The sequence below is a fragment of the Chryseobacterium edaphi genome, assembly GCF_025628985.1.
In the GTDB taxonomy this organism is placed as follows: Bacteria; Bacteroidota; Bacteroidia; order Flavobacteriales; family Weeksellaceae; genus Chryseobacterium; species Chryseobacterium edaphi.
Genome location: NZ_JAOTEM010000004.1, coordinates 350323 through 366422, shown reverse-complemented (window position 1 = coordinate 366422; position 16100 = coordinate 350323). Strand labels below are relative to the sequence as shown.

The window sequence follows — 16100 nt, the reverse complement described above, 5'->3', positions numbered from 1 at the left end:
CTTATTAATATAATTTGGTTACTTGTATAATTATGAAAAAGAAAATATTAGTGCTTTGCACAGGAAACAGCTGCAGAAGTCAGATTGCACACGGTTTTTTAAAAACATTTGCTAAAGTTGAAGCTGAAGTTTTCAGTGCTGGAATCGAAACACATGGAGTCAATCCAAAAGCAGTAAAAACGATGATGGAAGAGGGAATTGATATTTCAAATCATACTTCCAACAATATTGATGAGTATAAAAATATTGATTTTGACTTTGTGATTACTGTTTGTGATAATGCGAAAGAAAACTGTCCGTATTTTCCCAGCGCTGCGAAAGTATTGCATTATAATTTTTCAGATCCTGCAAAAGCTAAGGGAACAAACAGGGAAGTTGATGAGGAATTCAGAAAGGTTAGGGAAGAAATTAAGAGATATTGCAAACAATTTGTTGATCAAAACTTATAGTTAAAAGATTTAAACTAAATGACTTCAAAACAAAAATCATCAGAATGCATAAGGATATCTATGCGAAATTCCGTATTTTTGGCATTCAAAATCTAAAATCTAAAAGTAAATGGACATTATTTTTGACCTTATCGAAAAAGAAAGAGAAAGACAATCCCACGGATTAGAGCTTATTGCATCAGAAAACTTTGTTTCTGAAAATGTGATGAAAGCAATGGGAAGTGTACTGACAAACAAATATGCAGAAGGATATCCCGGAAAAAGATATTACGGAGGTTGTGAAGTAGTAGATGAGGTTGAGACTTTAGCAATCGAAAGAGCAAAGCAGCTTTTTGGTGTTGATTACGTAAATGTTCAGCCGCATTCTGGTTCTCAGGCAAATGCTGCAATTTATCTGGCAGTTTTGAAACCCGGAGATAAAATCATGGGAATGGATCTTTCAATGGGTGGTCACCTTACTCACGGTTCTGCGGTGAATTTCTCAGGAATTCAGTACGATGTAGTTTCTTACGGAGTGCACCAGGAAACCGGTTTGATCGATTATGACCAAATGAGAGAAGTGGCTTTGAGAGAAAGACCCAAAATGTTGATCGCAGGTTTCTCGGCTTATTCTAGAGATTTAGATTATGCAAAATTCAGAGAGGTTGCAGACGAAATCGGTGCTACACTTTGGGCAGATATTGCACATCCTGCAGGTTTGGTAGCAAAAGGTCTTTTAAATAATCCATTCGAACATTGCCATGTTGTAACCACAACGACTCACAAGACTTTGAGAGGTCCAAGAGGGGGAATGATCATGATGGGGAAAGATTTTGAAAATACATACGGTCACAAAACTCCGAAAGGAGAAATCAAGCAGATGAGTCAGGTTCTTGACGGGGCTGTTTTCCCTGGAATTCAGGGCGGTCCATTGGAGCACGTAATTGGTGCAAAAGCTGTAGCATTTGCTGAAGCGATTGATGATCAGTTTTTAACGTATGCAAAACAAGTACAATCTAACGCTCAGGCTTTATCTAAAGCGATGGTAGGTTTAGGTTTTGACATTGTAAGTGGAGGAACAGACAATCACTTAATGTTGGTTGATCTTAGAAATAAAGGTGTAAACGGTAAAGAAACTGAAAAAGCTTTGGTAAAAGCTGATATCACTTGTAATAAAAACATGGTTCCTTTTGATGATAAATCTCCGTTCACGACTTCTGGAATCAGACTAGGAACTGCAGCAATTACAACGAGAGGTCTTAAAGAAAACGATATGAATACCATTGCAGAGTTAATTTCTGAAGTAGTTGATAATATCAAAAATGAAGAAGTGATTTCTGAAGTTAGAAAAAAAGTAAACGGGTTGATGGAAGGAAAAGCCTTATTCAATTACTAATCAGCTTTAGACAAATAATACTGAGATGAAGTTTTTCATTTCATAAACATAAAGAAGAGGTGCAAAGTATTTTGTACCTCTTTTTTATAAATTGTAATTTTGAACTATCAACTATCAACTATCAACTACAACTGATTATGCAGCCCGAAAAAAAACTCTTCACATTTGATGAAATTAAACAGAAACTGGTCAACTATTGTGTTTATCAGGATCGTTGTCATTCCGAAGTGGAGCAGAAGATGAGAGAGTTTGTTTTAATCCCTGAAGCGAAAGATGAAATTCTTTTGTATTTAATGAAAGAGAATTATTTAAACGAAGAACGTTTCACAAGAAGTTATATTCGTGGAAAATTCAACATCAAACATTGGGGGAAAAACAAAATTAAAATGCATTTGAAGCAAAAAGGTATTACCGAAAAGCTAATCAACAAAAGTTTTGATGAAATTGATGATGAAGATTATCTAAAGATAATCAGAAAGATATACGAAAATCACTTTTCAAAACAGAAAGGGTTGCAGGTGTATCAAAAAAAATCAAAGACTATTAAATATCTTTTAAGCAGAGGTTTTGAGTATGAGAATATTTTGCAAGTGATTGATAATTAACATTTATGTAATTTTAAGTTCGGTTATTTTTTAGGAAAAATTTATAGTTTTGTCCTCAGAAAATAATATTTATATGAATTTAAAATTACAAAAATTATCAAAGGTGTCTTTGGCATTTTTGATGGCGCTGTTCTCGGTTTGGGGATGGGCGCAGGTAAGTATCGGTAGCTTACCAAATACTTATTCACAAGACTTTAATACTTTAAGTACTACCGTAAATACCTGGACCAACAATTCAACTTTACAGGGTTGGTATGCATCTTCATCATTAATCGTAAGTGATGGATCTGTAAACAGTAATTCTTGCTATAACACAGGAACAGATGCTAATACAGATCGTTCAATTGGAGCTTTATCTACATCATCAGCAACTCATAATTTTGGAGTAAGACTAAAAAATAATTCTAGTCAAGCTGTAACTTCATTTACAATATCATTTACTGGAGAGCAATGGAGACAAAATGCCGCAGGTACATTAACGTTGGGTTACAGAGTTTCTTCTACAGCAATTACAAGTCTTACAACAGGTACATTTACTGATGTTCCTTTGTTAGGTTTTGCCGCTTTAAAGACGGGAACAGCTGTAGCGATAGATGGAAATGATGCTACAAACAGAACTGCATTAACAGCTACAATTAATATTAATGTGCCAGCAGGTTCAGAAATTATGTTCAGATGGAACAAAGCTGGATCAAATAGCCCTGTCTTATCAGTTGATGATTTAACAATTGTGGCAAATCCTGCAATAACAAATACACCTAATTTGTCTATTTCTACTGCACAAAATCACGGTACATCTTGTATTGGTACTTCGACAAATGCAATTACATATACTATTACAAATACAAGTACTTCAAATGCAGACGGGATCTCCCTAGTTTCTTCTGGAGCAAATGCATCTGATTTTGTTGTTTCTAACTTGTCAGCAACAACTATTACTGCAGGTGGTACAGCTACTTTTAATGTTACCTTTACTCCTTCAGGAGCAGGATCACAAACTGGAACAATAACTGCAGCAAGCACAACTGCTGGAAGTAATACTGCGGCGATCAATCTTACAGGAACAGGTATAGGTAGTGTTTCAGGTGCTGTTTCTACATTGGCTGAAAGTAATATTGGAACTGGAACAGTAAGATTAAACGGTAATTTAACAACTTTAGGAACTTGTCCAAATACAATCGAAAAAGGCTTTGTTTGGGGATTGTCTCCAAATCCCACAATTCTAAATAATTCTCAAATTGTAAGTTCAATATCTTTGGGAGCTTACAATTATGATCTTACAGGATTAAATCCTAATACAAATTATTATTACAGAGCATATATAAAAGATTCAAATAATAATTATATATATGGAGTTGATGAAACCGTAACCACATTAGCCTTAGCAAATCATATTTCTTTTGGTAGTGGAATGCCGACTGCAGGTTATACAAATATTATACTTTCACCCTTTGTAAAGGTTGAAGCTTTGAGACCAGACAATACAGTTGATAATAGTTATAATGGTACTGTAACTCTTTCCAAAGCGTCTGGAACTGGTGTGGTTTCGGGAACTTTGACACAGTCATTTGTCAATGGTGTAGCTACTTTTAATAATGTTCAATTTAGTGCAGCCGGTAATTATACTCTCTATGCGGATCATGGCAATTTTGCACAAATTACTTCGGGCAACATCAATGTTACTGATGCTGAAATTTATGCTAAAATAACATCAATCGCCGATTTAACTGATGGTGATTATATTATTGCTGATGCAAACGATGCAGTTATCGCAACAAGTGCTATTACAAATGGAACTTTAGTTACAGCTTCTGCAAATGCAAGTGCGAATCAAATAATTAATCCGGCTTCTTCGACTGTTTACAAAATTAATCAGGTAAATGGAAATTATACGATACAAAATGTTTCAACTAATAATTATTTAGGATATAATACTTCTACAGACTTATCGAGTTCTGCTGCTGTTTCTACTAACAATCAACGATGGAATATTACTTATAATACTACAAATGCATATTTTTCTGTTAGTAACGTCGCAACTACAACTAGAATATTGAAGTATAACGCATCTTTAGGAACGCCTGGTTTCAAAGCTTACACATCTTCTAGTGCTTTACCAGAAATAAGTCTTTATAAAAAAGTAATTGCATCAACTACTTGGAATGGTATTGCATGGTCTAACGGAAATCCGTCATCTACGGTTAATGCTACTATAAACTCAGATTATACTGGAGCCGGATTTGCAGCTCAAACAATCACAGTAAATCCTACTGTAACATTGACAATCAATTCAGGACAAACTGTGACTACCTGGAATACTACCAACAACGGTAATATTATCGTTAATGACGGTGGTAACTTTATTCAGAATGTAGGTGCAACCTATACGGCTGGAACAGGATCTTCTTTTGTAGCAAACAGAAACAGTGCAAGTGCTGTAAACAAATATGTATTCTGGTCATCTCCGGTTGTGGATCAAAATATTTTTACAGCTTATACTTTAGGTTCTTCAGCTACAGCACCAACGTATGTAATGACATATAATACAGGAACAAATTTTTATGATCTTGTAACGAATGCTGATGGAAACTTTGTAACAAATTCAGGGAAAGGGTATTCAGTAAAAGTACCTCAGGCAAATGCAGGAGTGCTTTTCGGAGGTACAAATAAAACACCGAACAACGGAATTGTAAATGTATCATTAGCAGGAACTACAGGAGGTTCAAACAACTTTAATCTGATAGGAAATCCGTATCCTTCAAATTTAGATCTTACATTATTCTACAATGCAAATAATACTGCAATAGGATCTACACTATGGTTCTGGGATAATACAACAGGTAACGTAACAACACAGACAGGAAGTACTGCTACAAATGTTGGGTACGCAACGATTAATGCTGCATCTGGAACATGGACAGAAGCTCCGGGTACGCAATCTTATAATTCTGCTACTCTTAATGGATTAGGAAGTATTGCAAAAATAGGTCAGGGCTTTATTGTAAAGTCTGTTGATGCTGGTCAGGTTTCATTTACAAATGCAATGCGTGCTTCTACTGCTGGTGTAACATTAAACAAGAACTTAGATGTGAATGCAGGTAAATTTTGGATCAAGCTGACAACTTCTTATGGAAATACTGTTACGCAGGCTGTTACATACAGTCAAAATGCATTAAATACTTACGATGTTTATGACTCAAAAGCTATGGGTACAGGTTCAGATGCATTCTACTCTTTGGCAGATGCTGAGAAAGTGATTATTCAGGGAAAAGCTCCTTTTAACATTAATGATGTGGTTCCATTAGGTACTAAACATTTCGAAAACGGAAATTTTACAGTTTCATTGGCTCATAAAGAAGGATTGTTCACAAACGGACAGGCAATTTATCTACATGATAAATCAACAGGAACTTATACAGATCTTCAGAATCAGGCCTACACTTTTACGGCTAATGCAGGAGAATTTACAAACAGATTTGAAATTGTTTACAAATTAAATGTATTGGCTACATCAGAAGTACAAAAGGATTCTTTTGAAATATATAGAGATGGTGAAGATTTCTTTGTAAGAAATAATAAAAACATTGAAAACATTGAAATATTCGACGCTGCTGGTAGAAAAGTTCAAAATATTGACAGCAATTCTAAATTGGTTCGTATTAAATTAGAATCAAAAGGATTATATATAATCAAAGCAAAATCTGCAGGAAAAGAATATTCTAAAAAAGTAATTAAATAAAGTTTTGAAATAATGAAAAAAATAGTAATAATATGTTCATTAGTTCTTTCAGGTTTTGCATTTGCGGATCAGTCAGACAATCCGTATATATATAATGATCAAGAAATGGGAACAATGGCAGAAGGTGATGATCCCGCTGGTCCTGGAGATCCAAGTGGAGCTCCAATCGATCAATTTGTTCCAGTGCTTATGTTAGCTGGTGTGATAATCGCTTTCGCTTACGGAAGAAGAAAAGAAGCAGCTTAATTAGTGCTTCAGCAATTTGAAACTCCTGAAGTTTATACTTCAGGAGTTTTTATTTTTTAACTAATTAAAGATCCTTTAAAAAATAAGTTTAGAAATTGATGTGTGTTTTCTGTTAAATTATTTAAAACTTCCAAATCCTTATTTATTTAACTTTTTGGTAGTCAAAGTAAATTATATCAGTGGATTGCATAGTATCTTGTTAAGATTGTTTTCCTATGTTCTCCGATTTTTGGTAACTACTAAAAAATAAATTAAATTTGCAGCCGATAAAAAATAAGGAAGTATTTTATAAAATATAAAATTCTGTGAATCAGTTGTTTTTAGAAGACTTAGAGGGCTAAATGGGGGTGGTAATGATTTTTAACAAGACAGAGTTCGAAATGACAATAATATACTTATCTTTGCAGATAATTAATACATAAACAATTAATGATGAATGAAAAAGCTCTATGATGCTTTTAAGGCTCTTTATAATGGAGATAATATTGTAAAGATCACGGAAATCAGATATATACCGCGATGGATAGTCATTGCTATAGATGTTCTGATCATCCTTTTTTCGATTTTACTCTCATACTTGTTTTTAGAGAAATTACGGGTTAATCTTAATTTTCCTGAATATATTGCACATCAGATTATTCTTTTAGTGGTAATCAACTTTGCATTCATGTTTGTGTACAAAACTTACGCAGGAATCATTCGGCATTCTACCTTTTTCGATCTCTTTAAAATCATTCTTTGTTCTGGAAGTACATTATTTGGTCTTTTAGTTTTTAATTATATTTTTGAATTGTCGGTTGGTAAACCTCTGTATTTATATCCAATTTTATTTTTAAATTTTTTCATCTCGGTTTCGATGATGTTTTTCTTTAGAATGATCATCAAAAGATTCTTTAATCTGTTGATTGATTTTAAAGGATCATCTTCGAAAGTGAGGGTGGCGGTATTGGGGGTCGGCGATTCTTCGGTTTCGGTGGCACGAGCTATTATGCACAATCCTAGTTATCCATATAGATTAGAGGGATTTCTTACAAATAGATCAGATTCTCAGAGAGCAATTTTATTGGGACACAAAATTTATACACAAGAAGATTTTTTCAAGAATGAAAAGTTGGTAAGAAAGTTTGATGCAATCTTAATTATCAAAGAAATCATGACCAAACAGGAGATGGAAAAGTGGATGGTTTTGGCATTGGATAAAGGTTTAAAGGTACTTAAGGCACCCACATTAAGCAAAATGAGAGATGGGGATCTGGTAAGTGGAATCCGTAATTTACAGATTGAAGATCTATTAAACAGAAGACCTATAAAAATTGAAAATGAAGACCTGAAAAAAAGGCATTTTGAAAAAAATGTTTTAGTTACGGGTGGTGCAGGTTCTATTGGTAGTGAGATTGTCCGTCAGGTTGCTCAGTTTAATCCTTCACTCATAGTTGTTTTAGATCAGGCAGAGTCTCCTCTATATGAATTGGAATTAGAATTATTGGAAAAGTTTCCCGAGCAAAAATTCAAATTTGTTTTAGCAGATATTTCAAATAATTACAGATTAGAAAAATTATTTGAGATTTATAAGTTTTCGATGGTTTATCATGCCGCAGCTTATAAACATGTACCATTGATCGAAGAGAATCCTCACGAAGCAATTTTCGTAAATGTATTGGGAACGAAAAATGTAGCTTTATTATCAAAAAAATATAATGTAAACCGTTTTGTAATGGTTTCAACCGATAAGGCGGTTAATCCTACCAACGTAATGGGTGCATCAAAAAGGACGGCTGAATTATTTGTTCAGTCTTTGCAAAGTTCTGAAGGCAATAAAACAAAGTTCATTACAACACGTTTTGGTAATGTATTAGGTTCGAACGGTTCGGTAATTCCGCATTTCAAAAAACAGATTGAAAAAGGAGGTCCTATTACAATTACCCATCCTGATATCATAAGATACTTCATGACAATTCCGGAAGCTTGTGAATTGGTACTCCAAGCTGGAACTATGGGAGCAGGCGGAGAAATCTATGTATTTGATATGGGAGATCCTGTAAAAATTTTAGATTTAGCCAAAAGAATGATCAGGCTTTCAGGTTTCACACCTGATGTTGATATTAAAATTAAGTTCATTGGATTGAGACCTGGTGAAAAATTATATGAGGAATTGCTAAGTAATGATGCAACAACGATACCTACACATCATGAAAAGATAATGATCTCCAGAGATCCGGTAATAAAATTTGAGGAAATTGAAGTTTTATTCAGACAAATTATCAAGTCGGCAGTTAAAAGAGATAAGATACAGGTGGTAACGTTGCTTAAACAAATTGTACCTGAGTTTATCAGTAACAACTCTGAATATGAAAGCTTAGATAAAAAACAAGAAGTAGGTACTATAGAAAATCTTACTTTAGAAATAGAAAATAATTGATTTTATTTCGTTGAAATAAAAACTAAATCTAAATATAGAAATAAACAAATTTTGTTTATAGAATAATAATCCTATTTTTGTGAAAAAATTTATTAAAATGATTTTAAAAAAGTACTATATATACGCAGCATTGAGTTTGGCAGTATTTTCTTGTGCTCCTAGGCAGGAGATTAACTATATGAAGGATATTGAAAATATAGCCCTAGATAATTCGATAAAAAATAGTCGTAGCACATTGCAGCCGGGCGATCAGTTGGTAATTACAGTTTCAGCTAAAGATCTTGATGTTGTTAAACCTTTTAATCAAAACTATTCTTCTACTGCTACTGTAGCACAGTATTCTATAGCAAGTGGGAATGCCCAATTTCAGCCAGTTCCAACTTCAGGACCGACATATATAGTAGATACGGATGGAAATATAGACTTTCCACAGATTGGCTTAATTAATACTAAAGGTGAAAATATTGAAACATTAAAAGCAAAACTTTCAGGTTTAATTTCTACATATGTTAAAAATCCTGTGGTGGAATTAAAATTAATTAATTTTAAAGTATCAGTATTAGGTGAGGTAGCAAAACCAGGAACCTATGTAATTCCTGATGGCAATGCAACACTATTGCAAGCGTTGGGTTTAGCTGGGGATTTGACTTCTTTTGGTGTGCGCAATAACATTTTGATTGTTAGGAATGTAGATGGTAAATTTACACAACAAACGATTGATTTAACAAGTGCACAATTTATTAATTCACCATATTATTATTTGAAGCAGAATGATATGATTTATGTGCAGCCAAATGCTATCAGAGAAAAATCTGCTAGAATAGACCCTAATACTGGGTTATACATTTCTGTAGCATCAGTAATAGCGTCAATTGCTCTAGGAGTATTAGCGCTTACGAGAAATTAATAATATCAATAATCATTCATTATAGTGGATTATAATCAGACACAAGATCAGACACAAGAAGAAGAGTCTCTCAATATTAGGGAAGTTATAAAACCTTTCGTTTTTCGATGGCATTGGTTTATTATAGGGGCAATTCTTGCAATCATTGCAGCTTGGTTTTTTCTCAGATACACAATTCCTGTTTACAATACAGAATCTACATTGCTAATCAAAGAGGTGAAAAAATCTTCATCTGGTCAGCCTGAGATGTCTGTGCTTTCCGAAATTGGCGGTGTAGGAGGTATGGGCACAAACTCTGTAGATAATGAGATTGAAATTTTTAAATCAAAAAAATTGATGATCTCTGTTGTAAAAGAGTTGGGTCTGGAAACAAATATTTATTCTAATGGAAAGCTAAAAGATACTGAATTATACGGAGATAAGGCTCCGTTCGTTTTAAGAATTGTTAGTGAAAAGTCTACAGGTGTATATCCAGCGAAAGAAGTTTTTGCAACTGTAAAGGGAAGTTCAATCATTTTGGAATCCGAAAGCTTTAAAACTCCAATTGAAACCACTTTTAATAAGGCACTTTCTTTACCATTTGGTATAGTAATGTTTCAAAAAAATCCAAAGCTAATTTACCAAACTGATAGACAAATACATTACCGATTAGAATTTATGTCGGCAATGAGCAGAGCAAGATTACTCCTTTCTGAACTCAAAGTAAGTTTAGTAGAAAAAAATTCTACGGTAATAAAATTAAGTCTTGACCATCCTTCATCTGAAAAAGCGGAAGATATACTGAATAGGTTGGCTGTCAATTACAATCGTGAAGCGATTTTAGATAAAAATTCTGAAGCGCAAAAAACGGCAGTTTTTATTGACGAAAGAATCAATCTTATAGGTGAGGAATTAGGAAAGGTAGAAACACAAAAGCAGAATTTCAAAGTTCAGAATAACATTGCTGATATAGAAACTGAGGCAGGATTATCTTTAGAAACCGCTTCATCTATACGTCAGCAGCAGATTTCAACAGAATCACAGTTAGAATTGATCAATGGATTAATAGGGAATCTAAATAGTAGACAAGGCAATTATGAAGTGTTACCATTAAATGTGGGACTTACAGATTCAGATTCTAATTCAAATATTGCCATGTACAATCAGCTCGTTTTAGAAAGATCTAGGCTGTTACAAAATGCTACTACTTCAAATCCTATAGTGCAGGATATTACAAAGCAAATTACAAGTATCAGAAGTTCGGTTTTGCAGAGTTTGCAGAAAAGCAGATCTGCACTTCAGATTTCCAGAAATAATGTACAGTCCGAGCAAAACAGATTATCTGGCAGAATTTCTAAAATTCCTGTACAAGAAAAGCTTTTTAGAAGTATCGAAAGGCAACAGAATATCAAAGAACAGCTATATTTACTTCTTCTTCAGAGGAGAGAAGAGGCTGCGATTTCTTTGGCAATTGCTGCCCCAAAAGCAAGAGTAGTAGATGATGCTCTAACCATGAGTACTGTTTCTCCAAAAAAACAGATCATTTATCTGGGAGCTTTAGTTGTTGGATTATTAATACCATTTTCTATTATATATTTAATTGAACTCTTTAACAATAAAATTAAATCTAAACAAGATTTAGAAAAACTTGTAAAGGGTGCGACGGTAATTGGTGAACTTCCTTCATTGGAAAAAGGTGCTCCTGAAATAGTACAATTAAATGATATGTCTCCACTAGCAGAAGCATTTAGAATTTTAATTACCAATATCAGTTTCATGTTGCCAAAGAACAAAAAAGGACACGTAGTTTTTGTAACCTCAACAGTAAAAGGTGAAGGAAAAACATTTACATCTGTAAACTTAGCACTCACTTTGGCTACACCTCGTAAAAAAGTGGTTATTATAGGTTCTGATATCCGAAATCCACAATTGCAGAGATACAATGAAAGCAGAAGAGGATTAATCGGTTTGTCGGAATTTATGTATGATGATGAAATGACAGCTTCAGAAATTATTCATCAAACTACATTTAATCCATACTGTGATGTTATTTATTCAGGTGCTATTACACCAAACCCAACTGAACTTTTATCCAACGGAAGATATCAGGAATTGATAGAAAGTTTAAGACCATTATACGATTACATCATTTTAGACACAGCACCATTAATGTTAGTAACAGACTCTTTATTAATCTCTGATGTAGCTGATGCGACGGTGTATGTTACAAGATCTGGCTACACAGAAAAAGAACTTATTGGTTTCATCAATAAACAAATTAAAGATAAAAAGATTAAAAATGTTGGTTTGGTTTTGAATGATGTTAGTAAGATGAACAGTGGTTATGGTTATGGTTATAAGTACGGATACGGATATTCTGAAGACGTAAAGAAATCTTTTTTACCAAAAATTTTTGGTAAGTAGTTAAATAACGAAGTATCAGTAATGATATTGATGTGGAAATATAGATGGACAGAAAACATAAAATCGCAATAGTAGGTTTAGGATATGTAGGTTTACCGTTAGCAAGACTTTTTGCAACAAGATATCCGGTGGTAGGTTTTGATATCAATCAGAAACGTATAAATGAACTAATTGTAGGTGTAGATTCTACTCAGGAAATTTCTGAGGATTTATTGAAGTTAGTACAGATTGATTTTAATCCTTTTGAAACACCCAACAAGTTGGGATTATACTGTTCGTCAAATTATCAAGACATTTGTGATGCAAACGTTTATATTGTAACAGTTCCGACGCCTATTGACAAGTATAACAGACCAGATCTGACTCCGCTATATAAATCCAGTGAAACGGTCGGCAAAGTTTTAAAGAAAAATGATATTGTCATTTATGAATCTACTGTTTATCCAGGAGTGACTGAAGAAGAATGTGTACCTGTTTTGGAGAGAATATCAGGACTAAAATTCAATGAAGATTTTTTTGTAGGTTATTCCCCTGAAAGAATCAATCCGGGAGATAAGGATCATACAGTTGATAAAATATTGAAAGTAACTTCTGGATCAACTCTTGAAGCGGGAAAAACTGTTGACGATTTATACAAATCTGTTATAAAGGCGGGAACTCATTTGGCGCCGACCATTAGAGTTGCGGAAGCTTCAAAAGTAATTGAAAACTCTCAGCGAGATCTAAATATTGCTTTTATGAATGAGCTGGCAAAAATTTTTTCGTTAATGAATATTGATACTCATGATGTTTTAGCAGCTGCAGGGACCAAATGGAATTTTTTAAAGTTCAAACCTGGTTTAGTAGGAGGGCATTGTATTGGAGTCGATCCTTTTTATTTGGCTCAGAAAGCGCAGGAAATTGGATATTATTCTGAACTAATTTTAGCGGCCAGAAGGTTGAATGATTCTATGGGAGCTTTTGTTGCATCACAGGTTGTTAAATTGATGATCAATAATGATATCAAAGTTAAAGGAGCAAAGATTTTGAATTTAGGAATAACATTTAAAGAAAATTGTCCTGATATCAGAAATTCAAAGGCAATAGATGTTATTACAAATTTGCAAGATTATGGTGCGGAGGTTACAACATACGATCCCATGGCAGATCCGGCAGAAGTTATGACAGAGTACGGAGTTGTTTGTAAGACCCACCTTGATCAAAACAGCCAAAAATATGATGCTATTATTCTTACAGTCGCTCACGAACAATTTTTAAATATGGATATAATTTCATTTCAAAAAAATCATTGTGTTGTATATGATGTGAAAGGGATCTTACCCAAACATTCTAGTCATAGAAGGCTATGATGTTACGATAAAGGATTGATGAAACAGAACAAGATTTAGTGCGTCAAAATAATTTTTATTACAATAATTTATATCTTTCTACATCATAAATATGTCTTTAAAAAATCAAGTTTTAAATGGTGCCATATGGACATATGGGCAACAATTTGGCACCCAGGCTATCCAATTTGGTGTGTCTATAATTTTGGCAAGACTTATTACTCCTTCAGATTTTGGTCTTATCGGAATGATAACCATTTTTATTGGATTGGGAAGCGCAGTTTATGAAGGAGGTCTTACCAATTCTCTTATAAGATCGGCAACATTAGAAGAAGATGATTATTCTACGGTATTTATTTTTAATGTGTTAATAAGCGTTTTTGTCTACCTGATCATATTTTTTTCAGCACCTTACATTGCAGACTTCTATAAACAGCCTATTTTAAAAAATATAATCAGAATCTATAGTCTTTCTTTCATCATTAACTCGTTTTCTGCTGTTCATAACACTAGATTGATTAAGGCGATGCAATTTAAAAAAATAGCAATCATTTCTCTGCCTTCTCTTATTGTGTATAGTGTTATTGCAGTTTTTATGGCATATAATAATTTTGGAGTTTGGAGTTTAGTATTTTCATTCATTGCAAGCTCCACATTGTCAACAATCTCACTATGGTATTTTACAGATTGGAGGCCCAAATTGATTTTTAATAAGTTGAAATTTACGACACATTTTGGCTATGGCAATAAATTAATGATGTCTTCGATCTTAGATATTATTTTTACAAATCTTTACAATATTGTAATAGGAAAAGTTTACAGTCCAAAATTATTGGGTTACTACACCAGATCGAATTCATTAATGATGTTACCAGTTCTCAATATTTCTTCGACATTAAATAAGGTTGCATTTCCTACATTTTCTCAAATGCAAGATGATGATCATCGATTGAAGTCATCATATAAAAGAATTATGCTGTTAGTTTTGTTTCTGGTCACACCAGTTATGGTAATCATGATGGTAATGGCGGCTCCATTAGTAGAATTTCTTTTTACAGAAAAATGGTTGCCGATAGTTCCCATTTTTCAAATTTTATGCCTTACTGGAATATTATATCCATTACATGTTTATAACCTATTAATTTTACAAGTGAAAGGTAAATCTGATTTATACCTTTACTTAGAGATTGCTAAAAAAATACTTGCAGTACTTATTTTGGCTATATCTTTTTATTTCGATTTTTATGGGTTACTTTGGGGACAGGTAGTTGCCTCAGTACTTTGTTTAGGAATAAATACACATTATGCGGGTAAGTTTTTAAATTATAATCTTTTCCAGCAGCTTAGAGATATTTTACCTATATTTTTAGTTTCATTTTTAATGGGGTTGTTACTTTACTGGGTTGATGTTTCCTTTTTTCAAGCATATGATGATTTTACCAGACTTCTATTTTCAACGATAATAGGTGTGATTTTTTACAGTTTATTATCAATTTTATTTAAATTTTCGAGTTTTCAAGAGATCAAAAATATAATATTAAAAAAATGATTCCAGTAACAAAACCATTTCTTCCTCCGATTGAAGAATATCAAAAGTATCTAACGGGAATTTGGCAACGTCAATGGTTGACAAATATGGGACCTTTAGCAAGTGACCTAGAAATTAAACTTAAGCAGCATTTAGGTTTGAACCATTTGCTTTTTGTAACCAACGGAACTGTTGCATTGCAAATGGCGATTAAAGCATTAGATCTAAAAGGAGAGATTATCACTACACCATTCTCATTCGTAGCCACAACCAGCAGCATAGTATGGGAAGGTTGTCAACCCATTTTCGTTGATATTGATAAAGACTCTCTTAATATAGATGCTTCAAAAATTGAAGAAAGTATCACTGACAAAACGACGGCAATTTTAGCAACTCATGTTTATGGAAACCCATGCGATGTGATTTGTATTGAAAAAATTGCCAAGAAACATAATCTTAAAGTTATTTATGATGGGGCACATGCATTTGGTGTAAAAGTTAACGGCAAATCTTTATTCGAATATGGAGACATCTCAACATGTAGCCTCCATGCAACAAAATTGTACCATTCAGGAGAAGGTGGATTGGTTATTACGAAGGATAAAGAAATATTAAAAAAATTAGCATTTATAAGAAATTTTGGTTTTAATGGGCCGGAAGCATTTTCAGAACTGGGATTAAATGGAAAAAATTCGGAATTTCATGCTGCGATGGGATTGACCAATTTTTTTCATATTCAAACTATTCATGAAAAAAGAAAAGAGCTTACAGAATTCTACGATGCAAGATTAAAAGGCTTACACGCTAAAAAACCAATTTGGCATAAAGAAGGCACATTAAATTATGCCTACTATCCTATTGTTTTTGAAACTGAAGAACTAATGTTAGCTTGCATGGAAGGATTAAAAGGACATGAAATTTATACGAGACGTTATTTTTATCCATCACTTGCTAATACATTGCCATATCTCGAAAAAAAGAATTTTGAAATTACAGATGATATTGCTAGTAGAGTAATGTGTTTACCTCTATATGTGAACTTATCTTTAGAAGAAGTAGAGTTAATCTGCAGATTATTGTTAAGAATTCAAAATAATTAGT

Annotated in this window: 11 protein-coding genes; all 11 read left to right on the top strand. The window is 33.3% G+C overall.

Going from position 1 to position 16100, the window contains the following annotated elements:
- The first annotated feature begins 32 nt into the window (after positions 1–32).
- The 11 genes from NZ698_RS16125 to NZ698_RS16075 all read left to right on the top strand — a co-directional run bounded on the left by NZ698_RS16125 (position 33) and on the right by NZ698_RS16075 (position 16099).
- Complete coding sequence (locus NZ698_RS16125; RefSeq protein ID WP_303649276.1) at positions 33–449, top strand: arsenate reductase ArsC; 417 nt, start codon at positions 33–35, stop codon at positions 447–449.
- A 109-nt stretch (positions 450–558) separates the two neighbouring features.
- Positions 559–1824 (top strand): serine hydroxymethyltransferase, encoded by a 1266-nt coding sequence (glyA, locus tag NZ698_RS16120; protein WP_263004227.1) that lies wholly within the window; start codon positions 559–561, stop codon positions 1822–1824.
- Positions 1825–1961: 137 nt separating this feature from the next.
- Complete coding sequence (locus tag NZ698_RS16115; RefSeq protein ID WP_263004226.1) at positions 1962–2429, top strand: regulatory protein RecX; 468 nt, start codon at positions 1962–1964, stop codon at positions 2427–2429.
- A gap of 73 nt (positions 2430–2502) precedes the next feature.
- Positions 2503–6168 carry a beta strand repeat-containing protein gene (locus NZ698_RS16110; protein WP_263004225.1) on the top strand — a complete coding sequence of 1222 codons (3666 nt, stop codon included), beginning with the start codon at positions 2503–2505 and terminating at the stop codon, positions 6166–6168.
- 12 nt (positions 6169–6180) lie between these two features.
- Positions 6181–6414 (top strand): hypothetical protein, encoded by a 234-nt coding sequence (locus NZ698_RS16105; RefSeq protein WP_263004224.1) that lies wholly within the window; start codon positions 6181–6183, stop codon positions 6412–6414.
- Between the two features lie 436 nt (positions 6415–6850).
- A complete protein-coding gene (locus tag NZ698_RS16100; RefSeq protein ID WP_263004223.1) occupies positions 6851–8833 on the top strand; it encodes a polysaccharide biosynthesis protein in 1983 nt (660 codons plus the stop codon).
- Positions 8834–8912: 79 nt separating this feature from the next.
- Positions 8913–9740 carry a polysaccharide biosynthesis/export family protein gene (locus tag NZ698_RS16095; protein WP_263004222.1) on the top strand — a complete coding sequence of 276 codons (828 nt, stop codon included), beginning with the start codon at positions 8913–8915 and terminating at the stop codon, positions 9738–9740.
- Between the two features lie 24 nt (positions 9741–9764).
- Positions 9765–12143: a GumC family protein gene (locus tag NZ698_RS16090; RefSeq protein WP_263004221.1), complete on the top strand. Its 2379-nt coding sequence runs from the start codon at positions 9765–9767 to the stop codon at positions 12141–12143.
- Positions 12144–12187: 44 nt separating this feature from the next.
- On the top strand, positions 12188–13492 hold the full coding sequence (locus NZ698_RS16085) for a nucleotide sugar dehydrogenase (RefSeq protein WP_263004220.1): 1305 nt from the start codon (positions 12188–12190) through the stop codon (positions 13490–13492).
- Between the two features lie 91 nt (positions 13493–13583).
- A complete protein-coding gene (locus tag NZ698_RS16080) occupies positions 13584–15020 on the top strand; it encodes a lipopolysaccharide biosynthesis protein (protein WP_263004219.1) in 1437 nt (478 codons plus the stop codon).
- A complete protein-coding gene (locus tag NZ698_RS16075; RefSeq protein ID WP_263004218.1) occupies positions 15017–16099 on the top strand; it encodes a DegT/DnrJ/EryC1/StrS family aminotransferase in 1083 nt (360 codons plus the stop codon). The genes NZ698_RS16080 and NZ698_RS16075 overlap by 4 nt, the downstream gene beginning before the upstream one ends.
- Position 16100 lies beyond the last annotated feature (1 nt).